Here is a 26,092-nt window from a genome sequence, read left to right as displayed (position 1 = left end):
TAGATGTTTAAGATATTTATTCGTCGACCGGTTCTATCTATTGTGATAGCACTGGTCATTGCCTTTATTGGAATCCTTTGTCTTTTCAACCTCCCGATCACGCAGTTTCCATCAATCTCACCGCCTAAGGTGAACGTAACTGCCGAATACCCGGGGGCTAACAATGAGTTGCTTGTGAAGTCGGTCATCATTCCGTTGGAGCAAGCCCTCAATGGTGTGCCAGGCATGAAGTATATTGAGAGTGATGCAGGTAACGATGGTGAGGCAGAGTTGAATGTGGTCTTCAAGCTCGGAACCGACCCTAACGTCGATGCCGTCAATGTGCAGAATCGTGTCTCTGCAGCCACTAATAAGCTCCCGCCAGAGGTCATTCGTGAGGGTGTGCAGATATCACGTGAGGAGCCAAACATCCTTATGTACATCAATCTCTACAGTGACGACCCCAGCGTGAATCAAGACTTTCTATTCAACTACTTCGATATTAACATCTCACCAGAGCTGCTTCGTGTAGATGGAGTGGGCGATCTTGATATCCTCGGAACGCGTAGTTACGCCATGCGTGTGTGGTTACATCCGGATAAGATGACCGCTTACGGACTGTCAACCGATGATGTCAGCGATGCCTTGGAAGACCAGAATATAGAGGTGTCACCAGGTAAACTCGGTGAGAGTGGAGGTACACGTCCACAGGTGAAGGAGTTTGTCTTGAAATATCCTGGGCGTTACACTACTGCCGAACAATATGGTAATATCATCCTCAAAAGTACTCCTGACGGTCAAGCTGTGCGTTTGAAAGATATTGCCGACATACATCTTGGTAGTGAGGTATATGATATCTATTCCACACTGAATGGTCGCCCATCTGCCGCCGTGACGTTGAAACAAGCCTACGGAAGCAATGCCAGCAACGTTATCAAGCAGGTGAAACAAACCATGACACGCCTTCAGAAAGACATGCCAAAGGGTATGCACTATGAGATCAGTTATGACATTAGCCGCTTCCTGAACGCCAGTATCGAGAAAGTAGTACACACTCTTTTCGAAGCATTCGTGCTTGTTGCACTCGTAGTCTTTATCTTCCTTGGTGACTGGCGATCGGCTGTTATCCCTGTACTTGCCGTCCCCGTCTCTCTCTTGGGTAGCTTCATTGCGATGTTAGCATTCAATATCACGCTCAACATGATATCCCTCTTTGCGTTGGTGATGGCTATCGGTATCGTCGTTGATGATGCGATAGTTGTGATTGAGGCAGTGAATGTTCAGATTGCACGAAACAAACTCTCACCCGTCGAAGCGACGGAGAAAGCGATGAAGGAGATATCTGGTGCCATCATAGCAATATCCCTTGTCATGGCTTCGGTGTTTATTCCTGTGGCATTCATGGGCGGTCCTGAGGGTATGTTCTATCGCCAGTTCTCTATCACGATGGCTTCAAGTATTCTCTTTTCAGGCTTCGTTGCCCTCACACTGACACCTGCTCTTTGTGCGTTGATATTGACTAAAGAACAGGAACATAACGTCAAATTAGGATTCATCGGACGCCTATTAAAGAAGTTCAATACCACTTTCGATGCTGGTAGCAAGCGGTATGCTAACTTACTGCAACACACCGTTAAGCACAAAGCCTTTACACTGCTTGCCATCTTAGTGTTCTGTGGTCTTGCCTATTGGGTGAACCTTGGTCTGCCTTCAGGATTCATTCCGCAAGAGGATCAAGGTATGATTTACGCTGTCATCGAGACGCCCCCAGGCTCAACCATAGAGCGCACGAACGAGGTTGCTCACCAACTCCTCGCCATTGCCAAGAAAGAGGAAGGAGTCGAGAGTGTGTCCTCTTTGGCTGGTTTCGAGATCCTTTCAGAGGGAACAAGTGCCAACTCTGGTAGCTGTCTGATCAATCTCAAGGACTGGAAACACCGCAAGCGTACAGCCAAAGAGATTATCGCTGATCTTGAACAAAAGTGTAAGGTCATCACGACGGCGAACATTGATTTCTTCGAACCACCATCGATTCCAGGTTATGGAGCAGCCAGTGGATTCGAGTTGAGACTATTAGATAAGACTGGTAATAACGATTATCACCAGATGGAGAAGGTTAGTAAAGACTTCGTAAAGGAGCTTAATAAGCGTCCAGAAATAGGTAACGCTTTCACGTTCTATTCGGCTAGCTTCCCTCAATACATGCTCAACGTCAATGACGCAATGGCGCTTCAAAAGGGTGTAGAACCCGGTAAGGCGCTCAATAACTTATCGATCTTGGTGGGTTCAGACTATCAAACGGGATTCATCGAATTTGGCAAGCCTTATAAAGTAATTGTGCAAGCCGCGCCACAGTATAGGGCGTTCCCAGAGGATTTACTCCACCTCTATACAAAGAATGATGAGGGCAATATGGTGCCTTATTCAGACTTTATGACGTTGCAGAAGGTGTATGGTATGAGTGAAATCACACGTCATAACCTTTACAACTCATCAGAGGTAACAGGTGCACCAGCCCCCGGTTATTCCAGTGGACAGGCTCTGAACGCCATTAGTGAAGTAGCAGAAAAGTCCTTACCAAAGGGTTATGACTATGATTGGGCTGGTATTTCAAAGGATGAAGTGGACCAGGGTAACACCGCAATCATCATCTTCATCGTCTGTCTTGTCTTCGTTTACCTCATCTTGGCAGCGCAGTATGAGAACTTCCTATTGCCTCTTCCGGTCATTATCTTCCTACCCGTTGGTATCTTCGGAGCCTTCCTCTTCCTGAAACTATGCGGTCTGGAGAATAATATCTATGCGCAGATAGCCCTCGTCATGCTTATCGGTCTATTGGGCAAGAACGCTGTGTTAATGGTTGAATATGCCGTACAACGAAAGAATCTCGGACAGCCTATTCTGCACGCAGCGATCGAAGGTGCGGTAGCGAGATTCCGCCCAATTCTAATGACAAGTATCGCTTTCATCGCTGGTTTGATCCCACTCGTCTTTGCCTCGGGAGCTGGTGCTATTGGCAACAAAACCATCGGTACGGCTGCAGTGGGTGGTATGATCGTCGGAACGATGTTCGGACTTCTGCTCATCCCAGGGCTTTACAACATCTTTGCATCTATGGCGGATAAGATCGTCCACTACCAGAAAGACAAGCCATTAAGCGAAGAGAAGGACAAACGTTACCACAAGGAAGAATCTAAGGAGGAATCAAAATGATGAAAAAGAACCATAGACAGTTACACATTATATATAATATAGCAGCCCTGTTGGGGCTGTTATCTCTCGCAGCATGTAAGACTCCGCAAGCGACCTTACCGAAGGACACCATCAAAGCAAGCCTCCCTGTTGCAACGAGTGACACGGTGAGCGCCATCCCTGTTTGGCGTGATTTCTTCCAGGATGAAACGCTCCGTGCGCTCATCGATACGGCTTTGAACAATAATCAAGACCTAAAGATAACCTTGCAGGAGATGGCTATTGCGAAGAGTAATATTCTATCCAAACGTGGACAGATGTTGCCTTCCATCACTGCAAACATGGCTGTTGGCGCATCGAAAGTGGGGCGTTATACGGCTGACGGTGCCGGTAACGTGGGTACGCAAATCACACCCGGTCATAACATCCCAACCGTTACGCCAGATATAGCACCCAGCCTGCAACTCAACTGGACGATTGACCTTTGGAATCAACTCAATAGCGATAAGCGTGCAGCAGTCGAACGTTACCTTGCTTCGGAGGATGGTCAACGCACGCTAAAGAGCCAGTTGGTGGCTGATGTAGCAGAGAATTACTACTTGTTGTTGGCGTTGGATTGCAAGTTGGACATTATGCACCAATATATCAAACTACAGGAACGTGCGGTGCAGATAGCCCGTGTGCAGAAAGAAGCTGATGCCGACACGCAGTTGGCAGTGGATAAGTTTGAGGCCGAATTAGCCAAAGCCTCTGCCGATGAATACCAACTCCGACAGGCGATAACAGAGACGGAAAACAACCTGAACATGCTACTTGGGCGTTATCCAACGCCTATCTTGCGTAACAAAGCGAACTTGATGAGTCGACAGGTGCCATCGTCTTTGCAGACAATTCCAACGAGTCTCTTACTCAAACGACCTGATGTTGTACAGGCAGAGCACCAACTTGAAGCGGCAAAATGGGATGTCGAAGTGGCTCGCAAGGCTTTCCTTCCCTCGCTGAACGTGTCTGCTGCATTGGGAATAGACGCTTTCAACCCGAAGTATCTATTACGTATTCCGAAGTCAATCGCCTTTAACGTCGTGGGCGGATTGGCTGCTCCAATCATCAACAAAAAGGCTATTCAAGCTAATTTCGACCAAGCGAATGCCCTGCAATTAGAGGCTCTTTACAATTATGATAAGGTGCTGCTATCAGCTTACAGCGATATGACTACCTTGCAGTCGAAGGCTCATAACCTCGCACAATACCAGTCGATGAAGACCAAACAGGCGGAGGCTCTGGCGCGAGCAGTGACCGCTGTCCAGCAACTCTACAACTATAACCGTGCAACCTACCTTGAGGTTCTTGATAGCGAGCGCGAACAGCTCGATTGCCAAGTGGAGCTTATTGACACACAGTTGCAGCAACTCTCCGCCCTTATTGACCTATATCGAGGGTACTTCTAAAGCCTCACCTCGATCCAACCAACAGCCTCATAGCCGTCCTTCTACAGCCTCTCTCCCCCGTCCCCTCTCCGAATGGAACAACCCCACCCAGCCTCCCCCAAGGGGAGGAGTGCCTAACGGGAGCCAGTTAGGGAAGGCTTTTCTTTAATTCAAAATTCAAAGTTCAAAATTCAAAATTATGATTAGCTCTGTTTGAAGTAAGGCTTTGCTGAAATACCCGTGTAATATAGTTTCAGTGTAACGAGGTAGCACCTCATTAACAGGAACATCCAGAACAAAAACAAGGAAACGCCCTTCTCCAATCGAAGAGGGCGTTTCTTCGCATTGAAGAGAGCCTTTCTTTGCATCAAAGAGACGCCCCCTTTGTTTGCAAACAATACTATTCACGCCTCCTCTCCATTCGGAGGGGGGGCGGGGATGAGGCTTCTCTTAACACGGAATACACAGATGGCACAAAGCCTAAAGGCGACACAGAGTTCCTAAAGGAACATGGGAATCTACAGAGGCAGACGCCCAAGTGCAATTCAAAATTCAAAGTTCAAAATTCAAAATTATGATTAGGTAGAGTGGACGAGTGGATAGTTAACAAGTAGACAGGTTATTTGTTCAGTGCAATAGAGCGCCAGAATGTAGGGACAGACGCCCTCGTCTGTCCGTATAAAGATAAGCAATAAAAGCCTCCCCAAGCCCCTCCAAAGGAGGGGATGTTACCTAACGGGATGTCATGAAAGGATAGATGAGCGGACAGACGAGGGCGTCTGTCCCTACGTTGTGGGGATGCTTCTGTTTAAAGAGGGCGTTTCTTCGATGTAAGGAGACGCCTTCCTTAATGCAAAGGGATGCCCTTCTCAATTCGAGAAGGGCGTCTCTTCATTTGCAGCTTTATGACTCGCGCTAACGAGGCACAGCCTCGTTACACAGAACTATATGGTACAGAGTATCTTAGCAGACCATCATTTCACACAGAACTAATCATAATTTTGAATTTTGAACTTTGAATTTTGAATTACCAGAAAGCCCCACCATGTCACTGTTGAGATGGGTAACAAAGATCTGTTGACCGCCTTTGCTGAAGCTGACCTTATACACTCCTCCTTGCTTATCCTTATGTTCGTAAGTGAAAGCGAAGTTGTTAATATGCCAACAGGTGTCGTGTTGTGCAGCGGTCTCAACCGACTGATAGAAGGCTTTGGAAGGGATGGTGTCGAGCAGAAGAGTTGCCGAGTAATTACCGCTGGAGACGGTCTCTTCGTCCGCTGCAATACTAACGGAATCGGGGATGAAAGGCGTTGCTTTGGAGAGTTTATACTTAGGGAATGCAACGGAGGTAATGCCTTTTAGGTCGATTGATAACTTACCATTATCGACCAAAGGGGCAAAATCCTTCGCCGCAACAGTGTCTTTACTGTCTTCAACCTCAAGCCTGTTTTTATGGTGACAGGAGGCTATTACGCCCACAGCCAATAGTATGCTGAGGAAGATAAAACTGATGATTCGAGATTGATTATTATTCTTTTTCATGCAATTTAATTCTATTTTGGGAGTCAGAATACAGGATATAGGAGTTGAGACAGCACCTTTTTAGGAGTCGGGATACAGGAAACAGGAGTTAAGACATTAGTCTTTGAGAGTACAACTAACAGCAGCCAGTGCTATTGTATTCACTCCCTTTCACTCCTCCTCACTCCTTTCACTCCTTGAATCTACCCCCCAACAGCACTAATCGAATATGTATTTTGCATCAAGGCAGGACTTGGAGGGAACACATCCCCTCCTTTGGAGGGGCTTGGGGAGGCTTTTTATTTTGTATTACGGGCATAGCTGTTCGAGGCGTCCCCGTGCTATCGGGTTATCTTCATAGAGCCTCACTGCCTTCTCATAGTTGGCTATGGCAGCTTCACGCATCCCCTCTTTCTCGCATTCCTTACCCATCATCACATATTCAACAGAAAGTTGTTTGAGAAAATCCTCATGCTCGCGTTGTTGCTGCCGCAAGGCTTCGTTCTCTCGTCGGAGCTGATTAATCGTTTCGAGTTTACGGCGGATATACCGCTTGACAACAGGCTTCTCTATGTCATATCGACTATGGATGGCAAGGAAGAAATTGTTTAGAAAACTGTCATAATCGCCTTCGTCGAATGCTCGTACAGCATCGTAATATTCCTTATCGGCTTTACTTTGCTTCAAGGCGGTGGCAATTCTATTGCGATCATTATAATGACGTGCAAACTGCGTAACCTCTGCTCGGACGAAAACCTCATCCCTCCTCAATGGGTCTTTGAGGCTGATTCCATTCAAACTGGTGCATCGGGAGAGTGCGACATAAGCCTGACCACCTGCGAAAACACCGCCCGTGAAGTCGATATTAACGTTCTTGAACGTTAATCCTTGACTCTTATGTACGGTGATAGCCCACGCTAGTTTCAATGGGAATTGCACGTAGGTTCCTATCTGTTCTTCCTCTATCTTCTTCTCAATCTCATTGAAGGTGTAACGCACGTTAGCCCACATTTCACGCTGAACCTGCAAGTCTTCGCCCTCTTCCGTGCGTACATAGAGCACGCCCTCCTCATCATCTATACCGATGATAATGCCCAGTGTGCCATTGACCCACTGCTTGTCTATATCGTTCTTAATGAACATTACGTGTGCACCCACCTTGAGATTCAATTCCATGGGGGTGGGGAGACTGCTCTCGGGGAACTCTCCCTTGATCTCACCAAGGAACATCACGGGGTCGCCATCGAGCTTGTTTAGTCCCTCATTATTGATCCAGTCGACCGTATCGCGGCGTGTTGAAAGTGTGATAGTAAAGTTTTCTTTGTCCTTATCCTGCGGTTCCAAGGATGCACCCACACGTGCGTTTATACTGTTGAAATCGCTGTCTGTAGCTTGATTGGTGCGTATGTGGTCGAGAATGGATATGAAGGTGGAATCGTTCTGACGATAAACTTTATTCAACTCAATGCTGACCAAGGGGTAATCCTGAAATACCTTTGCATCGAAAAAATAGTTGCTTGCATAATAAGGTTGCAATAGTTTGCGGTCATCCTCCTTGACTACGGGCTCTAACTGATAGATGTCTCCAACCAAAAGGAGCTGCTTTCCACCGAAAGGCTCACGCATATTGCGATTGTAAACACGCAATACTTTATCGATAAAATCAATGATGTCGGCACGAACCATGCTTATCTCATCGATGATGATAAGCTCCACTTCGCGCAAGAGCTTGCACTTGTCGCCGTTATAACGCATTGTCCCGCGCAGGTGGCGAGGCGTGTATCGACTATCATCAGGCACTAATGGATGGAAAGGTAACTTGAAGAAGCTATGCAAAGTGCTGCCTCCTGCATTGATGGCAGCTATACCGGTCGGGGCGAGGATAACGTGCTTCTTCTTCGTAGTAGACGATATATAACGCAAGAAAGTAGACTTCCCCGTACCTGCCTTACCGGTCAGGAACAGGGAATGATGTGTAAACTGAATGATCTGCAAAGCCTTTTGCAGCTCTGGATTCTGTAGGTCTATTGCGTTACTGATAGCCGCTTCCATGATGTTGACGAACGCCGCTTAGTCCCATTCAATATTACTTACCGTTGGGTCTTTAGCAGCCTTTATCTTCTTTTCCTTCTTTTTTTCTGCCTTGCTCTCATGGGTGTTTCCGCCACCTTCTGAGCCGTTTTCAACCTGGTGTCTACTAACAGGTTCGGCTGGTGGAGCAGGTTCGGGAGGCATGCCCTCAACATTGTCTTCATCTGAAGGAATATCCTCCTCAATATCACCCTGCTGATGTCTGCGAGCTGCATTTTGCCCTTTTAACGAGTCAGGGAGCTGTCGTTGGACTGGAGGCGGCAGACAATTATACATTGATGGGTCGATGTCATCATCCTCATCTACCTCCCATTTGGCATGATAACGCTGATAGGTGCGGTCGTACATGAGGCTATGAAGGAACTCACCCACCACCGGTAAGGCCGTTTTAGAGCCTTGTCCGAGGGCACCTGTACGGAAGTGTATGGAGCGATACTCGCCTCCTACCCATGCACCAACTACTAGATTCGGGCTGACAGCCATAAACCATGCATCGGAGTGGTTATTACTTGTACCTGTCTTTCCACCCCAGTCTGTATCGGTAGGAACGTATTGGCGCAAAGCCAAACTGGTGCCTCCTCCTTGATTAACACCTGCTTTGAGCATTTGTTGCATTAGGAAGGCAGACTTCGTATCTACGGCTCTCTCATGGTTTTGTGGAGCCGTATAGACCTCGTTGCCATTCATGTCTACGATTCGAGTAACTACCACTGGATCAATCTGTTCACCGTAGTTTGCGATCGTAGAGTAGGCATCCACCATCTCAAGTAGGTTAACATCACTTGAGCCAAGAGCCAATGATGGCTCGTCATCCAACGGACTCTTGATACCCATCTTCTGCGCTGTCTCGATAACATTTGGTATAGTGACTTCCTGTCCAACACGCACTGCGATGGAGTTAATACTTCGAGCGAAAGCAGTCATCAAAGGTATCGAGTCGTTAGAAAAACGTCCATTGGCATTATGAGGAGTCCACGTCTTCATCTGTCCAGTCTTCTTATCGAGAACCTGCATACTGATGTATTCGTCACGTCGACGAGTGCATGGGGTCAATCCCTGTCGCATGGCCTCGGTGTACACAAAAAGCTTGAAGGTAGACCCCGGCTGACGCTCTGCTACGACCTTATCATACTTCCATGTGTTGAAGTCGATATCGCCTACCCACGCCCTTACTGCACCACTTTGAGGTTCCATGGCGACCATCGCGCAGTGCATAAACTGTACCATGTAACGGATGGAGTCCATCGATGACATCTCTTTCTCAATGGTGCCTTTTGCATAATCAAAGAGCTTTACCTTGTGAGGTTTATTTAGATAGTAAAGGACGCTATCGGGCTGGTTGGGATACTTTTGAACAAGTTTCTTATAGAAGGGTTGACGCTGGGCTATACCCTCAATGAAGCCCGGTATTTCCTGTCCACGCGCATCTCTCCATGGGTTCTGACCCCGCCAATGGTTGTTAAAGGTGTTTTGCACACGCTCCATCTGCTTCGACACAGCTTGCTCGGCATACTTCTGCATGCGAGTGTCGATCGTGGTGTAGATCTTGAGACCACTACTATATAAGTCGTAACCATGCTCTTTCATCCAGTCCTTGAACTCGTCTGCAACATATTGACGGAAGTACTGAGCTTGACCGTCATAGTTCTCTTCCATGTGTACATCAAGGCGTAGTGGGCGCTGCGAGTAAGCGGTGTACTCCGATTGAGGTAATACATGGTGGGTCACCATATTATATAATACTGTGTTGCGTCGACGGATAGAGTTTTTGGGGTGCGTGATGGGGTTGTAGTAGGTAGTAGCCTTTAGCATACCCACGAGGGTGGCTGCTTGATCAACCGACATCTTCGATGGTGTGGTATTGAAATAGGTCTTTGCTGCGGTCTTGACTCCGTATGAATTGTTACCGAAATCGACGGTATTTGCATACATTGTCAATATCTCTTTTTTGGAATAGATAAGCTCAAGTTTCACCGCAATGATCCATTCCTTGCTCTTCATAATGAGCATGCGAAGCCCTGGAACGTGCCCTAATAAGCCTGTAGAATACTGTGTTCTCACACGGAACATGTTCTTTGCCAGCTGCTGAGTAATCGTCGATGCGCCTCGTCCATCACCACGAGTAACAGCGTCCTTGATCGCTCCGCCGATGCCCATGAAGTCGATTCCATGATGGCTGTAGAAGCGTTCGTCCTCCGTACTAATCAGTGCATTCCAGAAGGCGGGAGTAACTTCACTATACTTAACAGGTGTTCGGTTTTCCTTATAAAACCGTCCAATGAGTACGGAATCAGCACTATATATCTCCGAAGCAGCATACGTTGGAGGTGTTTTAATCTCTATAAAGCCAGGCGATCTACCAAAGAGCCAAAGGAAGTTAGTATCTACCATGCCTAAATAGAGGAATATGGCAACGATGAAGGAAGTAATCCCCAGTGCTGCTTTCGTGTACCATGCACGACCCTTATAGAGCTTTATGTACCAAGGAAAGAAGTGTATAATTCCTTGGAAAATAGCTTTAATAAATGAATAAAGTCTCTTTATCATTGCCTTTACAATCTTCGTTTTATAATATAACTCACCGATTACTGCAAAAGTAGTTATTTACTTGCTTACAGGGAGATAGTATATAGATAATTTAAGATTTCTTCAATGTTATCGGGCGAGAACCACGTCATCTCTTGGTCACGTTTGTACCATGTGAGTTGCTTGCGGGCGTAACGTCGGGTGTTGCTTTGGATCTTGAAGATAGCTTCATCAAGTGTTGTCAGTCCGTCAAGATATTCAAATAGTTCCTTATAGCCCACTGTGTTAAGCGAATTAAGCATTCGCTTGGGATAGACGCGTTGCGCTTCTTCGATCATACCATCGTCTATCATTTGCAGAACTCGCTGATTGATGCGCTGATAGAGGGTGTCACGATCACGATTCAAACCAATCTTGATGATATTAAAAGGACGTTCTTTGATGGTATTAGAACGGAAAGATGTGTAGGTTCTACCCGTCTGTTTGCATATTTCAAGGGCATGGATAACACGCCGAGGATTGCTTTGATCAACTACAGCCCAGTGCTCTGGATCCCATTCATGAAGCAACTCGCACATCTTTGCTAAGCCTTCTTTCTCAAGGAGCAGCATCATCTCTTGCCGTACTTCTGGGCGTATGGTTGGAATGTCATCAATTCCTTTACAAACCGCATCAATGTACATCATCGAGCCACCCGACAGTAAGGACACCTTCGAAGAAGACTCATTAATGAACTTCAAAACGTCTTCTTCAAACAGACTTGCCGAATAGTAGTCCTCTAAGTGATGGTTCCCAACGAAGTAATGACGCACCCGTGCCTGTTGAGCAGCCGTTGGTGCAGCTGTTCCGATAGGTATTTCAGCAAAGATCTGACGTGAGTCTGCGTTGATAACAGGTACACCGAAGTGTTCGGCAAGGCGTAAGGTTGCCTCCGTCTTGCCCACCCCTGTTGGTCCCGTGACGACGATTAATGTCTTTTCCTTCAACCTCTTACTTGATCAAACCGCGTTGCGAAGCCTCTGCGAAGTCAATGATTCGCTGTACTTCAGGCGTCACCTGCAATTCACTCTTTATACGAGCTATATTCTCTGCACGCGTTCCTGTACCATAAAGGATGCGATAGGTGTTATGGATGAGTTCGATCTGCTCATTCGTAAAACCACGTCTACGCAATCCGATGAGATTAACCCCCATGTAGCGAGCAGGCTCCTTGCCTACTATAATATAAGGTGGAATGTCCATAGAGAAACGGCTTCCTCCTTGTATCATGACGTACCCACCAATACGGCAGAACTGGTGACAAAGGACATTAGCAGATATGATGGCACAGTCTTCAACGACCACTTCTCCAGCGAACTTAGTCGAATTGCCGATGATGACGCCAGACCCAACTACACAGTCGTGGGCTATGTGCATGCTTTCCATAAGGAGGTTGTTACTACCAACAACTGTCCTCCCTTTCGATGCTGTACCACGTGAGATTGTAACGTTCTCACGTATGGAGTTGTTATCCCCGAGGACGCAGATTGTGTCCTCACCACGGTACTTCAAGTCCTGTGGTTTAGTAGAGATACTTGCGCCAGGGAATATCTCGTTGCCATCACCTATTCGTGCTCCAATATGGATGGTAACGCCATTTTGGAGCACATTATTACTACCGATTACGGTGTTCTTGTCGATATAACAGAACGGACCAATAATGTTGTTGTCACCTAATTGAGCCTCTGGATGAACAAAGGCAAGCGGACTTATTTGGTTCATATCATTATGTTTTGGGGAGGAGTTCCTAAACTCCTCCTTACTTATTCTTCACTATCTGCGCCGTAAAAGTTGCTTCGGCAACAACGTGATCACCTACGAACATATAGCCTTTCATAGAGCTAATTCCATGGCGAACAGGACCTAACAGCTCCACACGGAACAGGAGAGTATCACCTGGAACAACCTTCTGACGGAACTTAACATCGTCTATCTTCAAGAAGTAAGTTGACCATCTCTCTGGCTCCTCAAGCTGTGATAGCACCAAAAGACCGCCACATTGCGCCATTGCCTCTACCTGAAGTACACCCGGCATAACGGGCTCTTGAGGGAAATGTCCTTGGAAGAAAGGCTCGTTACTCGTGACGTTCTTGACCCCTACTACACTATTGGCACCCATGGAGATAACCTTATCTACCAACTGCATGGGGTACCTATGTGGCAACAACTCACGTATGCGGTTGTTGTCCATGAGAGGCTCTTCATTAGGGTCGTAGATCGGTGCCTGCACCTCGTGCTTACGTATCTCTTTACGCATTAAACGCGCAAATTTGTTGTTCACAGTATGCCCCGGTCGAGTGGCAATAATGCGTCCCTTGATAGGTTTACCTATGAGTGCCATGTCTCCGATGATATCAAGGAGCTTATGACGCGTACATTCGTTGTACCACTGCAAAGGCTTATGTTGGATGTAACCAATGTTATTTGCATCCATGCGAGGCACTTTCAAGAGATCTGCCAGTTGGTCTAGTTTCTCTTGAGAAACCTGTTGTTCATAGATAACAATAGCGTTATCCAAGTCGCCACCCTTAATGAGGTTCGCCTGTAACAACGGCATAATGTCACGCACGAAGACGAAGGTTCGAGCTGGCGCAATCTCCTCTGCGTAGGTACCAAAGTCATCCAACGTTGCGAACTGACTGCTGATAAACTTTGAATCAAAGTTACACATGGCAGTAATAGAGAACTCGTCGTCAGGCAAGATAGTAATTACTGACCCGTTCGCCTCCTTTATCTCTATCTTTTTACGTATGATGTAATAGTCCTTTGGGGCTGTTTGATCAACAATACCCACTTCCTTGATCTTATTAACATACATCGCTGCAGAACCATCGAGGATAGGGAACTCCGGTCCATTAATCTGTATCAAGCAGTTGTCAATACCCATTGCATACAGAGCAGACATGCCATGCTCTACTGTACTTACACGTGCATCTCCCTTTGCCAAGACCGTTCCGCGCTGTGTATCCACTACATTCTCTGCAACAGCATCGATGATTGGCTGCCCCTCAAGATCTATACGTTGTATCTTATAGCCAGTATTCTCTGGAGCCGGATTAAACGTCACGGTAAGACTCAAACCAGTGTGAAGTCCCTTGCCAAAGAGCGAGAAACTCCCTTTTAATGTCTTCTGTTTTATTGTATCCATGAATGTTATCTGTTCTTTTTCAATTGGTCTATTTCTTTCTGCAAGTCGCTTAGTTGCTTGTACATCTCAGGCAGTCTGCGGAAGATGGCTTGCGACTTAAAGTATGAGCGTTGCTCCATTGGAGGTGTACCAATCAGTTGTTGGTTAGCCTTCAAACTTCCAGGTACACCTGATTGTGCGCCTAGGAAAACCTTATCTCCTATCTCTATATGCCCTGCAATGCCCACTTGTCCACCGAACATGCACCACTGACCCACCTTTGTAGAGCCTGCGATACCCACTTGGGCAGACATGACTGTGTTCTCGCCAATGTCTGTGTTGTGAGCAATCTGCACGAGGTTATCCAGTTTAACACCCTTACGAACATAGGTGCTACCCATCGTTGAGCGATCCACACAAGTGTTAGCTCCAATCTCAACATCGTCTTCTAAGGTCACAATACCTATCTGTGGTATCTTGTCATAACTATTTGTTTCAGCGTTAGGAGCGAATCCGAAACCATCAGCACCTACCACTGCGCCAGAATGGAGGATAACTCTATCGCCCAACTTACAGCCTTGGTAAATGCTAGCATTAGGATAGATAATGCAGTTCTTACCCATCTCTACGCCTTCCATTATCGTTGCATGAGGATAGATCTGACAGCCATCTCCAACCGTCACACCGTCCCCTACGTATGCAAAGGCACCAATATAAACATCCTTACCGATGGTCGCTTTGGGCGACACAAAGGCTAGGCTGTCAATGCCCTGGCGCTTAGGTTTCATGCTCTCATATAACTGCAACAACTTCGCAACACAATCACGTGCATTCTTAACACGTATCAATGTGGCTTTAACGGGCTTCTCCAACTGAATGTCCTCATCAACGAGAACGATCGACGAAGCCGTATTATATAAATAATGTGTGTATTTCGGATTAGCAAGAAAAGAGATTGCTCCCTCTTTTCCGTCCTCTATCTTGGCGAAAGTATGGATGGTTTTATTCTCGTCACCATCAACACGTCCTTGTATGAATTGCGCTATCTGTTTCGCTGAAAACTCCATGTATTATACCACTAATTGGTTATTATCCCTGCAAAGATAGGTAATTTTTATCAGAAACATTGCTTACATGGGTATAATTTGCAGATTTTTTGGGAGCGGAGCGGCTAATGGGAGCGAGTTAGGAGAGGCTCTTCTTTAATTCAAAATTCATAATTCATAATTCAAAATTATGATTACTACTGTTTAATGTAAGACTTTCTGCTAAAGTTAAAGATTAAAGATGCCCCTTATGTATGTTGTATTCGATAATGCAAACTATTTAAAGTTGATGCCCTTTATGGTATTTTCTATCATAATATCCGAAGGCAGCAGGCACATTTTTCGAAATCCTAATACTTTAATATTATGTCTTCGCCCTTTCGATATATCAACTCCAGCAGAAAGGTAAGCACGCCAGACTAATTCCGTGCAATAAAACTTTGTTGTGTCAGCCATATCGAAATTATCATCGAAAGGAAAGTTTCTTTTATGTAAAGCGTATTGCACCGCTTTTTCTGCAACACTAGCATCACAATGCGAACGGACGACTTTTGCCTTTACACATCTATCGGGTTGAAGAAACATGCCGAGGGGTTCCGACTTCACGATGTCTACGTTATTATCAGATTCTCCGGGAACAGCGTGCACAACGTTCCAGCCATTCTTTGTTTTAAATAGTAAGCCTACGTGAGAAAAGCTGTTACTGTCAATTGCTTTTACTAATGCGCTTTCAGCACTTTTCCCCTCTCTGAAAATAAGGTCGCCATTACGCAACGACAATGTATCAATATAGGCAGCAAAATGATTCGTTCTTTGCTGCCTATAACAAGAGGTGAACAAGAAAACTGCGGCAGACAATGCTGCAAACAGTCTATATTTCATCTGTCAAAGAATTGTTAAAGACCGAGTGTCTTGTTCTTCTTCTTCAAATCGCTAAATGCGTCCTTATCGAGCCCAGATGTAAAGACATGTCCTAAAATACCGAACGAAACTACCTTGCTTTTCGTTCCATTTTGTAAGGAACCTACGCTGAAAATAAAATAATTGCTTACATCTAACTTCGAAACGAGCACCTTATCTATGATACCTGCGCCCAAAGACGCATATACCGTCGCTTCGCTACCACCTTGTTGTTCTAAGGCCTTCATTAATTCCATGTGAATAGCCTCAACATGTTTAGTCTTACTTGGATTCGTAAAACATAACAACAGAAGAACAGCCACGGGAATAATAATGCGCCAAGCCTTTTTAGGAACGTTGAATAGCTTATCCTTACGTGATTGCTCCGTATAACTCTCATTATCGTCTTGATGTTGCGGAGTTCCACATTGAGAACAAAATTCAGAACCTTCGTTAAGCGGAGAACCGCAGTTTTTACAGTATGCCATAATTATATTATTTTGAAATTAGCCATTCGTTAATTTGAATCCGATATCTTAATATTAATAGCATCTTGAGCAAGAACGATAGCCCTCGCTTCGTGCGGAACTTAAAGATATGCGGGAGTAGTTTCCGCGCCACAATGCCGGACATGATGGCGTAGAATGGTAACAAGAACCCGTTGGAGTGATATACACCGTCTGTCCTACGTTGGCTGAGCGAGTTGATCGATTCTTACGAGTTCTATTCTTACGTGTCTTCGAACGTTTGTGAGTTTTTCTTCCACTATGTTTCTTTTGTTTCTGTATGCTGGTATATTCGGCATTGGTTGTAGAAGTTGTTTCATACGTGAAGCTGCTGGTTCCAATTAAAGTTACCGCAAGGAGAAGGATAGAAAGTAAATGTCTCATAACTTTGTTTATGATTGTTATTAATAAAGATTGCAGCTGCAAAGGTACAATTTCCCTTTTAGTTTTCCATCGTATGAGCGATACTTTTTGATATCAAATCTTGTGTAGATCGTCTTATCCAATCCCTGCTGAATGCGTATTGCGTCTCTGTTGAATGCGTATCTAACTGCTGGCGAATACGTATTCCCTTGCCGACAGATGCGGTGAGCATTGCTGACAGATGCGTATCTAACGGCGGCGCAATACGTATCTACGGGCAGTTAGATACGCATCCGCCAGCGCGTAGATACGGTGAGCGCAGCGACGGAATACGCATTCGCCGGCGAGCCTCCCCAGGGCAACATCTCATGTTATAAGACAAGCAAAAAATTGTTCGCGAACAAAATCAAAATTGTTCGCGAACTCTTTGCGAATTGTTCGCGAACTCTTTTATGGCTGTCTTAGCAGAAACGATAGACCGACTGATAAAATGGTTTTTACACGCACAAGAAGTACGATTGTATTGCATGGAATGTACCTTTGCCAAAGGGCATTTGAACCGGAATATAGTTTGCCAAAAATGCGGATGCGGTTTGCCGGAAATTTATATGCTGTTTGCATGAAATTTCTAACCTGTTTGCGTGAAATTTCTAACCTGTTTGCCATAGATTTCCAACCTGTTTGCGATAAATTTATATACGGTTAGAAATTTACGGGGAACAGGTTAGAAATAAGTTTATATCAAATAAAAATTTTCCGCTAACCGTATAGGCTTGGAACTTTAACCTTTCACCTTAGAATATTGACCTTTGAACTTTAAATTAATCTTGGAACTTTAAAAGCAAGTAATATCCCCGCATTTGACGAAATGTACTTTCGTGCTCGACAATATATACTTTCGTACCCCACGAAATGTACTCCCGTGCCCCACGATATATACTTTCGTCACTTCTAATCCTAAACCCCTTCTTTAATAATCTAATTCTTATCTATTTATTATATAAATTTTTGTATTACCTTTGCATCCATTATCTCGTATTATAAGTCATTGCAGGTGAAGTAAAAGGATTATAGCAATTACAGCGATCTTAGGCAGATTGTCAGGATTATTACGTATATATAAAATTAAAACAGTATGAAAGAAAGCATCGTCATCAAGTATCGCCATACGGCACTCTTCTATCTCTTAGCTACTCTTATCCCCTGGGCTTTTTGGTTTGCAGCCAGCTATGTAAGTCATCATGTGGTTTATTCACAAAGCACATGGGCGGCACCGTTGCTGGGACTGGTAGGACTTTGTTTCCCAATGATCTTGACCATTATGCTGGTTTTTAGCAATCAGACTCTGCGAAAGGATTACTTCGGTAGAATATTGAACCTATCTCCCAGCAAGTGGAAGTATTATCTCACAGCCTGCCTACTGATGCCTGCAAGTATTCTTTGTGCTATGACAATATCTCTTCTGTTTAGTTATAGCCCATCTCAATTCGTTATCACTGGTCATTACACATTCACCTCGGGCGTCTTTCCTGTATGGTTTCTCCTTATCCTTGCCCCAACACTCGAAGAACTTGCATGGCATGGCTACGGCACTGACAGCCTACGTTCGCGGATGAATCTCTTCAAGACTTCCATGCTTTTTGCTGCTTACTGGGCTGTTTGGCATTTCCCTCTTGCTGGTATCAAAGGCTACTATCATGCCAATGTAGTGCATGAGGGGTGGCTTTACAGTCTGAACTTCATTGTCAGCATATTTCCGTTTGTCATCTTGATGAACTGGCTCTATTACAGAACCAACCGCAACATCCTTGTGGCAATCGTATTCCATATTACGGCAGGATACTTTAATGAGATCTTCTCCACCCATCCCGACAGTAAGTGCATACAGACTCTCTTGTTACTTGTTGTCTCTATCATCGTTGTACTAAAGGATCGCCAGCTCTTTTTCGAGCGTGCATTGGTATGATAGCATTATCAACAAGATCAACCTTATGACCCAAGAAGAATACAACCAATTAGACTACGACTACGTACTCTGTGCTGGTTCTTACTGCAAAAAGATAGCCAGTGCCTTCGAGTCTGAAGTCTACTACAAGTTGAAGCAGCAGCGGCATACCATCATTGAGGAAGAGCAGGAAATGGCTCGCCTTTCATTTACCGAGATGGACTACGAGAGTAATGTCATAGAGTTCGATCGCTATGAAGAACAATATCCTGCATTGCTGAGGATAGCAAGATATAAGCAGGTATTCCGTTCTCCATCTTAAGCATATTCTGATAGTTTCTTGATACGTCTATTTGATTAATTTATTTAAATATGCACAATATGATTTATCTCCATCATATATGCAGCATATTATTTTTTCTTTATTCCTGATGTGAGTATTTATTTCTTCTTCTATTGATGTGAGCCTATCTTTTAATATCTTTTCTATGGGGTCATTATTTATATTATTGAAAATCAGGATAAACACCCCCCTAGAGAAGGGCTTCCAATCTTTAGATTGTTTAGTTTCTGAAGTAGAATCAATGTATAGTTGTAGCTTTTTTAGGTCATTACAAATTAGTTCCCCTGATAAATTATGTTCTCTTTTAAATTCACATACTATATAATTTTCATCACAATCTCCCTGCCCTTTATGTAAAACCATATCAGGATAGACATTATTATATATACACTCTCCTTCATTCTTTATTTTACATTTATCCAAGAATTGTTTAGGTATTTCTGCATCAATTCTAACATTCTTATCAATATTAAGGAGATCAGTACGCCATTGGTAATAAAATTCATAGGCAAATGTCCTTTCTACATATGTAAAGTCTTCACCACTATCATGATAATTATCATGTATATAACATTTGTTAACCATTTTCATGGAACGGAATAAGGACTTCAAATAATCATCTACTTTTTTTGATGGATCCATATCGTTATTTTTATAGTTTTGTTTGCGAATTTACATAAAAGCTATGATTTATAAGCCAGAAGGATAAAGAATTTACTTTTTTAAGAGGAAGATTTCTATTTCTCTTATAAAAGAAGACATTCTATTCAATTCTATTATGGAAAGAGGGAAATAGTATGAACCATTAGGGGTGACTGTTTTCTCTATTACAAAGCAAATGTTTCAACAACCCCAAAGTGGGACAATACCTTTTGGGGAGATAATGCTCCTGATGGCATTTTTTAACAAGAGAATATCAGCATTAATTTATGTATAGGTATGCCTAAAAAAACCATATTGGACTGTCGTTGATAGGGATATTGTCAACTCTTTGTTTCTTTTCCCTTATGTCTCTTCTACTCGACTAAAAAGCTAAAATCTATTAAAGGTAATTTTAAAATCTGCAAGAACTATGTTTTTTAATTTACAATAAGTTAAAAAACAGTTGCTGTCATTTTTAACACTTGATATAGTAAATTGATTTACAATAAGTTATAACATAAAAAGTGTGACGGGAGTGACAGCAAATTAAAAATAACTTGCGAAAGACTTGACAAGGGGTACTTCGGTTTTGTATCTTTGCAAGCAGATAACAGGAGGATAACGGCACGTCGGGTGTGAATTATTACAGACGGTCATCACTATCCTTTGTAACTTTAATTCTTTAAACTAATCTATGTATGTGTACAGATTTTTCTAACATGCCCAAAGATTGGGCAGTGTGCTTTATGCACGATTGTATTGTTAAAGAGCAGTGCCTGCGCTATCACACAGGTAAGGCTCTCCCGAGTGAACAACATGCAGCATTGACGATTCTCCCTGCCGCTCGTTCTGACAATAACTGTCGGGAGTTCCGTGCTATGAGAACAGAACAGTTAGCATGGGGCTTTTCTCATCTTTTCGATGATGTGAAGTGCGGTGACTACCGTCCTCTACGTCGCGCTCTGGAGGACTATTTCGGAAGTCGTTTTGTGTACTATCGTTATCATCGAGGCTTTAATAAATTGCATAAAGAAGAGCAACAATGGATAGACCAACTCTTCCAAAGTTATGGTTATTCTGCCCCACGTATGTATGAAAACTATCAAACGAGTTATGTGTTTGATGTATAGAAATAAGATGTGTTGATCCTTGACACCACCTGTGTTTACTATGAACACTATTCGTGTTGAGGCATGACACAAGAGATTTCCTCGTAATTTGGAGTTGTAATTTAGTACTCTCTTTGTTAAACAAAATAATTATTATGAACTATGAAAAGTAAGAATCTTAAAAATGTAAAGGCTGAAAATCAGCGTAATCGAAAGGCGGATAAAATGAAACATGATGTTACCCGTCGGCTTCTTGACTATCTTGAGCGGAAGTATGAGATGCGATATAATACTGCTTTAGGATGTACTGAAATCCGAAAAGCTAACAGCAGCGAACCATTCGTGCCTGCTGATGATCGAGTACGCAATACTTTGGCTATCAAGGCACGCCTTGATGGTATAGATGTATGGGACAAGGATATACGAAGATACACAGAATCGAGATTTGTCAAGACTTTTAATCCCGTGGACGCCTTTCTCAAACGACTGAAAGGAAAATGGGATGGGAAAGACCATATCGGTGCTTTGGCAGGCTGTGTGCCCAATGATAATGCACGATGGGGAGATTGGTTTCACACGTGGTTTCTTGCAATGGTAGCACAGTGGATGGGGCTGGACGCTACGCATGGGAACAGTGTGGCACTGCTACTCATCTCGCGACAGGGATATAAGAAGTCAACCTTCTGCAAACGTCTTCTACCTGAGGAGTTGCAGTGGGGATATAATGACAATCTTGTCATCAGTGAGAAACAGAATACGCTGCGTGCTATGAGTCAGTCATTATTGATAAATATTGACGAATTTAATGCACTGTCTGCCAAGACGCAAGAGGGATTCTTGAAGAATATCATGCAGCTTGCAAACATCAAACTCCGCCAACCTTACCGCCAACAACAGGTTACGCTACCACGTGTTGCCTCTTTCATTGCTACAGCAAATGTCTCGGATGTCTTCAGTGATCCCAGTGGCTGCCGCCGTTTTATAGCCGTTACTTTGACAAGCCCTATTCGTCTGCCCGAGCATATAGACTATGAGCAGCTTTATGCACAGGCTGTTGCCGAACTGGAGAGTGGAATGCGGTATTGGTTTAATGCGGTTGATACCCAAGTAATTATGGAAAATAATGTACAGTATCAGCAACATACTCCTATTGAAGCATTGTTCTTTGATAGTTTCACTATCCCTAAAGACCTTGCCAAGGGAGCTTATATGACTGCTTCTGCCATCTTCAACCTGCTTCGCCAGCGATATGGTAGTCAGTTAAGTCTGACGAGCCTTTCTCATTTTGGGCGTATGCTTGCCAATATTCCGAATCTCCACAGTAAACATTCTTCACACGGTACGGAGTATTTAGTGGCGATACGGGATAGTGCGAAGCTAACCTAAGGAGTGGGGAATGAAAGGAGTGAGAGGGAATAAAAGACAAATGTTTTTGTCTGGCACCTTATATTGAAAATCATTTCCACAAGTAGGAAGGACGCTACAGAAGTTTTGAAGTTGCTGTCACTGCTGTCATGTACTGCTACATTGTAAGTAGCTTATAATGTGGAGCTTGCATGAAGTGTTAAAAGTGACAGCAACTAAAAACAAAACTAAAACTCTTCTATTGATGTTCTATGTATAAGCTGCGTTCTTGATAAAAAAGTATTGCTATTCTCCTATATGTATTTTTTTTATACTATCTTTGTAGAATACTCCCATAAGTGTGAGCTAATAGCAGAGATTCTACTTATGAAAGAGTATAAAGGACAATATAGGAAATTAACCTGCTTCTTTAACGATTGTGAAGTGAGGGAGGTGTGTGTAGAGAAACAAAACAGTTGGTGTTTTTCAGCACAGATATTGTTAGTGCTATTAACAATAAATCTGAAAATACAAAGCAGGTAACTATTGTAATGGTTGAAAAGGAAGTTGAAGCAAGAAGCCTTTAAACTCGTGAGTGCCTCTCACGGAATCAAATTTGAAGCATCCGATGGAAAGTTTCGTGTTGCAGAAGTTCTTGATTGTGAAGTACACATATCAAGGCTTTAGCACGACCTACACTCACCACCAAGATTAATGACCGAGAAATGTTCATGAAAAGTATTGATTATTCATATTATTACGAACAAGATTAATGATTATGGCAAAAAGCGTACAATCAATAGAACCTAATATCGCAGATTTAGCTAATGGTTGGCTAAAATCATATAAGTTAGATTATAAACTTGAGCAAGAGTCTTTAAATACCGAAATCGATAAGGCTCTTGCAGACTACTTTAGTAAGAATGGTGGCAGTGGAGCAAATCGTCCAGATGCGAAGTTGCTTTTACAAGATAAGAAACTTAATTACTATCCTGTGCTTATTGAGTACAAAGGATATAAAGATAAGCTGGTAAAGTTAGATGCTGAAGGGCGGGTAGAAAATAAAAATGCAAAGAATGAGCCTAACTTTAAGAATATCAACTCATATGCAGTAAACGGAGCAGTACACTATGCAAATGCGCTTCTCCATTATACAAGTTATACGGAGATTATTGCTATTGGTATGACTGGTTATAAAGATGAGTTTGGAAAGATACAGCACGAAATAGGCGTTTATTATGTTTCACGAAAGAATTTAGGTATAGGACAAGAAGTTGGAAAATTTACCGACCTGTCTTTCTTAGCTCCTAACAACTTTGATGCATTCATCGAAAAAGTAGAATCGTTAAGCCTTACACAAGAAGAATTAGATAATCTTAAGGCAAAACGAGAGCAAGAAATAACGGCAAGTCTTGTAAAACTGAACAATCATATTTACCAAAACGAAAAAGGACTGGGTGAAAATGATAGGGTATATCTTGTTGCTGCATCTATTATTGCAACATTGGGAATAGCAGGCAAAGTAAGTCCGCTTGAGAAAGAGGATTTGAAATCGTCTGTTGAACAAGGTAATACTGATGGTGAAATAATTCTCCGCAAAATAATAGCTTTCTTAAAAGAAAAGAATTTGCCAGATGCAAAGCGAGATTTGATAATCCGAACTTTGCAGAATACGCTTACTGCAGAGAATGTGAATAAGGTAGAAAATGGAGAAAGCCAACTGAAACGTGTATTTACAAATATAGTAGATGATTTGGGAATATATTATAAGATTGGACTAACAACTGACTTTACAGGTAAACTCTTCAATGAAATGTATGGTTGGTTAGGATTCTCACAAGATAAACTTAATGATGTTGTACTAACTCCTTCATATGTAGCTACTCTTTTAGTTAAGTTAGCACGAGTAAATAAGGATTCGTACGTTTGGGATTTTGCGACTGGTTCTGCAGGTTTACTTGTAGCTGCAATGAACGAGATGCTCATTGATGCTAAAAACAATATTGATTCGCCTAACGAATTAGCAATAAAGGAAGCACATATCAAAGCCGAACAACTTTTAGGTATTGAGCTTTTGCCAAGTGTTTATATGCTTGCCATCCTCAATATGATATTGATGGGCGATGGTAGTTCTAACATTTTAAATAAGGATTCGCTAAAAGATTTTGATGGCAAATATGGCTATGGAAGACCAAAAGAACAATTTCCTGCTGATGCTTTCGTACTGAATCCTCCTTATTCCTCTTTGGGAAATGGAATGAATTTCGTAGAAAAAGCTTTGAGTATGATGCAAAAAGGGTACGCTGCTATTATTATACAAAACTCAGCAGGCTCGGGTAGAGCTACGGAATACAACAAGCGTATTCTGAAACGTAACACGCTTCTGGCAAGTATCAAAATGCCTATTGACTTGTTTATAGGTAAATCGAGCGTACAAACCAACATCTATGTTTTCCGCGTGAATGAGGCACATAAGAAAGACGATGTCGTTAAGTTTATTGATTTTTCTAACGATGGTTATACACGTACTAATAGAAAGAAAGCAAGTGTAAACCTAAGAGATACCGACCATGCAAAGGAACGTTATGAGGAAGTATTTAATCTTGTTCGCTTTGGCAAAAGCAAACTTAATTTCTTAACAGAAAAAGAATATTACGAAGGAACCATTGACCCCAACAGCGGAGCAGATTGGAACCAAACAGCACCCATAGATACAAAGCCAACACTTGCCGACTTTAAGAAAACAGTTAGCGACTATCTTGCGTGGGAAGTGTCTAACCTATTAAAACAAAAAGCAGACGAGGAGGATAGCTTGGGAAAATAGATGCCTCACTTAACAAACGTCTAAATGAAGTTAAGTGGGGCGAATATAAAATAGGAGAACTTTTTGCAAAGATAAAAATCAAGGCATTAAAGTATAAAACTGCTGATTTACCCAAATCTCCACAAGGGAACTATGTATTGCCAGCATTGACTGCTGGAATACAAAACCAAGGACTTAATAATTACGTTCCAAAAAATAATGCAACAATTTTGAAGAATGTTATTTCGATTTCTGCAAATGGAAAGAATACAGGAGCTACTTTCTATCAAAACAAAGAGTTTACTGTATTACAAGATGCATATGCCATTCGATGGAAAGATAAAAATGACATCTTGAATGATTGCCATTATCTATTTCTTGCAGGTACAATTAGTAAAGCCATTTATGGTAATTATGAATGGACTAATAAGGCTGGATGGGAGAGAATTAAAACAGATAAAATCTTTCTACCTATCACTTCTGCAAAAAAAATAGACTTCGATTTCATCGAAGAATTTATAGCGGAGCTCGAAGAGCGGAGCGTGGCGGAGCTCGAAGCATGGCTTCGAGCTGCCGGCTTTGAAGATTATAATTTAACCGAAAGAGAGCAAATAGCTCTTAAAGAAATAGATAAGTTGGAATATCAAATATTCAATGTGGAAGAGTTGTTTGGCAAGTCAACACGAGGAAAGCGACTTAAAAGTGCCGATAGGGTAACTGGTTCTTTACCTTTTGTTACAGCAGGTGAAACAGACGAAGGCATCTCCGCGTTTATTGGCAATCGTGTAACAATCTTTCCTGCAAATACTACAACAATAGACATGTTCGGTTCAGCAAAGTACAGAAACTATGAATACGGAGCAGACGATCATATAGCAGTAGTGCACACACAAAGATTGCAAGAAGATGCTGCTATATTTGTTACGTCAGCTATTCATAGATCATCGCACAATGGACAGTTCGATTATGGTAAAAACTTCTATGCCAAAGATGCAGATACTTTGAATATTATGTTACCTGCAAATGGTGTTGTACCTGATTATTCTAAAATGGCAACTATCATTTCTGCCGTCAAGAAGTTAGTTATAAAAGACGTAGCAGAATATGCCAATAAGAAGATTAGAGTTGCACAACAAGTTGCTGCAAAATGAGCTATCAATGATGACATTCAAGATGTTCTCCTAATTAA

The 26,092-nt window shown here is 43.0% G+C and carries 20 protein-coding genes and 1 pseudogene; 9 read left to right on the top strand and 12 right to left on the bottom strand.

Going from position 1 to position 26,092, the window contains the following annotated elements; all coding sequences use genetic code 11:
- Window positions 1-3 precede the first annotated feature (3 nt).
- On the top strand, window positions 4-3,192 hold the full coding sequence (locus J5A55_RS08950) for an efflux RND transporter permease subunit (RefSeq protein WP_004383151.1): 3,189 nt from the start codon (window positions 4-6) through the stop codon (window positions 3,190-3,192).
- Window positions 3,189-4,619: a TolC family protein gene (locus J5A55_RS08945; RefSeq protein ID WP_004383152.1), complete on the top strand. Its 1,431-nt coding sequence runs from the start codon at window positions 3,189-3,191 to the stop codon at window positions 4,617-4,619. The genes J5A55_RS08950 and J5A55_RS08945 overlap by 4 nt, the downstream gene beginning before the upstream one ends.
- Window positions 4,620-4,801: 182 nt before the next feature.
- Here J5A55_RS08945 and J5A55_RS08940 read toward each other — a convergent pair whose 3' ends face one another.
- The 11 genes from J5A55_RS08940 to J5A55_RS08890 all read right to left on the bottom strand — a co-directional run bounded on the left by J5A55_RS08940 (window position 4,802) and on the right by J5A55_RS08890 (window position 16,738).
- Window positions 4,802-4,966 (bottom strand): hypothetical protein, encoded by a 165-nt coding sequence (locus J5A55_RS08940; protein ID WP_018911286.1) that lies wholly within the window; start codon window positions 4,964-4,966, stop codon window positions 4,802-4,804.
- Between the two features lie 625 nt (window positions 4,967-5,591).
- Window positions 5,592-6,140 (bottom strand): hypothetical protein, encoded by a 549-nt coding sequence (locus tag J5A55_RS08935; RefSeq protein ID WP_004383157.1) that lies wholly within the window; start codon window positions 6,138-6,140, stop codon window positions 5,592-5,594.
- Between the two features lie 288 nt (window positions 6,141-6,428).
- On the bottom strand, window positions 6,429-8,171 hold the full coding sequence (locus J5A55_RS08930; protein ID WP_004383158.1) for an ATP-dependent DNA helicase: 1,743 nt from the start codon (window positions 8,169-8,171) through the stop codon (window positions 6,429-6,431).
- Window positions 8,172-8,189: 18 nt separating this feature from the next.
- Entirely contained in the window at window positions 8,190-10,757 is a 2,568-nt protein-coding gene (locus J5A55_RS08925) for a transglycosylase domain-containing protein (protein WP_004383159.1), read from the bottom strand.
- A 65-nt stretch (window positions 10,758-10,822) separates the two neighbouring features.
- On the bottom strand, window positions 10,823-11,722 hold the full coding sequence (miaA, locus tag J5A55_RS08920) for a tRNA (adenosine(37)-N6)-dimethylallyltransferase MiaA (protein WP_004383160.1): 900 nt from the start codon (window positions 11,720-11,722) through the stop codon (window positions 10,823-10,825).
- A 4-nt stretch (window positions 11,723-11,726) separates the two neighbouring features.
- Entirely contained in the window at window positions 11,727-12,497 is a 771-nt protein-coding gene (lpxA, locus tag J5A55_RS08915) for an acyl-ACP--UDP-N-acetylglucosamine O-acyltransferase (protein WP_004383161.1), read from the bottom strand.
- A gap of 37 nt (window positions 12,498-12,534) precedes the next feature.
- Window positions 12,535-13,923, bottom strand: coding sequence for a bifunctional UDP-3-O-[3-hydroxymyristoyl] N-acetylglucosamine deacetylase/3-hydroxyacyl-ACP dehydratase (locus J5A55_RS08910; protein ID WP_004383162.1), 1,389 nt, complete (start codon window positions 13,921-13,923; stop codon window positions 12,535-12,537).
- A 5-nt stretch (window positions 13,924-13,928) separates the two neighbouring features.
- Window positions 13,929-14,969, bottom strand: coding sequence for a UDP-3-O-(3-hydroxymyristoyl)glucosamine N-acyltransferase (lpxD, locus tag J5A55_RS08905; RefSeq protein ID WP_004383163.1), 1,041 nt, complete (start codon window positions 14,967-14,969; stop codon window positions 13,929-13,931).
- A 255-nt stretch (window positions 14,970-15,224) separates the two neighbouring features.
- Window positions 15,225-15,830, bottom strand: coding sequence for a YiiX/YebB-like N1pC/P60 family cysteine hydrolase (locus J5A55_RS08900; protein ID WP_004383164.1), 606 nt, complete (start codon window positions 15,828-15,830; stop codon window positions 15,225-15,227).
- A gap of 14 nt (window positions 15,831-15,844) precedes the next feature.
- Window positions 15,845-16,336 carry a zinc-ribbon domain-containing protein gene (locus J5A55_RS08895; RefSeq protein WP_004383165.1) on the bottom strand — a complete coding sequence of 164 codons (492 nt, stop codon included), beginning with the start codon at window positions 16,334-16,336 and terminating at the stop codon, window positions 15,845-15,847.
- 54 nt (window positions 16,337-16,390) lie between these two features.
- Window positions 16,391-16,738 carry a hypothetical protein gene (locus J5A55_RS08890; protein WP_155813780.1) on the bottom strand — a complete coding sequence of 116 codons (348 nt, stop codon included), beginning with the start codon at window positions 16,736-16,738 and terminating at the stop codon, window positions 16,391-16,393.
- A 1,114-nt stretch (window positions 16,739-17,852) separates the two neighbouring features.
- Here J5A55_RS08890 and J5A55_RS08885 point away from each other — a divergent pair.
- On the top strand, window positions 17,853-18,683 hold the full coding sequence (locus tag J5A55_RS08885) for a CPBP family intramembrane glutamic endopeptidase (protein WP_004383168.1): 831 nt from the start codon (window positions 17,853-17,855) through the stop codon (window positions 18,681-18,683).
- Window positions 18,684-18,708: 25 nt separating this feature from the next.
- A complete protein-coding gene (locus J5A55_RS08880; protein ID WP_082239107.1) occupies window positions 18,709-18,984 on the top strand; it encodes a hypothetical protein in 276 nt (91 codons plus the stop codon).
- 27 nt (window positions 18,985-19,011) lie between these two features.
- Here the strand turns inward: J5A55_RS08880 and J5A55_RS08875 are convergent, their stop codons facing one another.
- On the bottom strand, window positions 19,012-19,647 hold the full coding sequence (locus J5A55_RS08875) for a hypothetical protein (protein WP_004383170.1): 636 nt from the start codon (window positions 19,645-19,647) through the stop codon (window positions 19,012-19,014).
- A 698-nt stretch (window positions 19,648-20,345) separates the two neighbouring features.
- Here J5A55_RS08875 and J5A55_RS08870 point away from each other — a divergent pair.
- The 5 genes and pseudogenes from J5A55_RS08870 (at window position 20,346) to J5A55_RS08855 (ending at window position 26,054) form a co-directional block, all read left to right on the top strand.
- Window positions 20,346-20,777: a DUF6078 family protein gene (locus tag J5A55_RS08870; RefSeq protein WP_199879827.1), complete on the top strand. Its 432-nt coding sequence runs from the start codon at window positions 20,346-20,348 to the stop codon at window positions 20,775-20,777.
- A gap of 141 nt (window positions 20,778-20,918) precedes the next feature.
- Complete coding sequence (locus J5A55_RS08865) at window positions 20,919-22,142, top strand: VapE domain-containing protein (protein WP_004383173.1); 1,224 nt, start codon at window positions 20,919-20,921, stop codon at window positions 22,140-22,142.
- 623 nt (window positions 22,143-22,765) lie between these two features.
- A pseudogene (locus tag J5A55_RS12570) lies at window positions 22,766-22,873 on the top strand (cell filamentation protein Fic); the annotation flags it as partial.
- Window positions 22,873-24,924: an HsdM family class I SAM-dependent methyltransferase gene (locus tag J5A55_RS08860; RefSeq protein WP_004383176.1), complete on the top strand. Its 2,052-nt coding sequence runs from the start codon at window positions 22,873-22,875 to the stop codon at window positions 24,922-24,924. The pseudogene J5A55_RS12570 and the gene J5A55_RS08860, both read left to right, overlap by 1 nt.
- A complete protein-coding gene (locus tag J5A55_RS08855) occupies window positions 24,921-26,054 on the top strand; it encodes a restriction endonuclease subunit S (RefSeq protein ID WP_082239104.1) in 1,134 nt (377 codons plus the stop codon). Before J5A55_RS08860 ends, J5A55_RS08855 begins: the two co-directional genes overlap by 4 nt.
- Window positions 26,055-26,092 lie beyond the last annotated feature (38 nt).

This window comes from Prevotella veroralis (assembly GCF_018127765.1).
Lineage (GTDB): Bacteria > Bacteroidota > Bacteroidia > Bacteroidales > Bacteroidaceae > Prevotella > Prevotella veroralis.
Note: the sequence above shows the minus strand (reverse complement) of the source record. Positions and strands in the feature narration are given on the sequence as shown.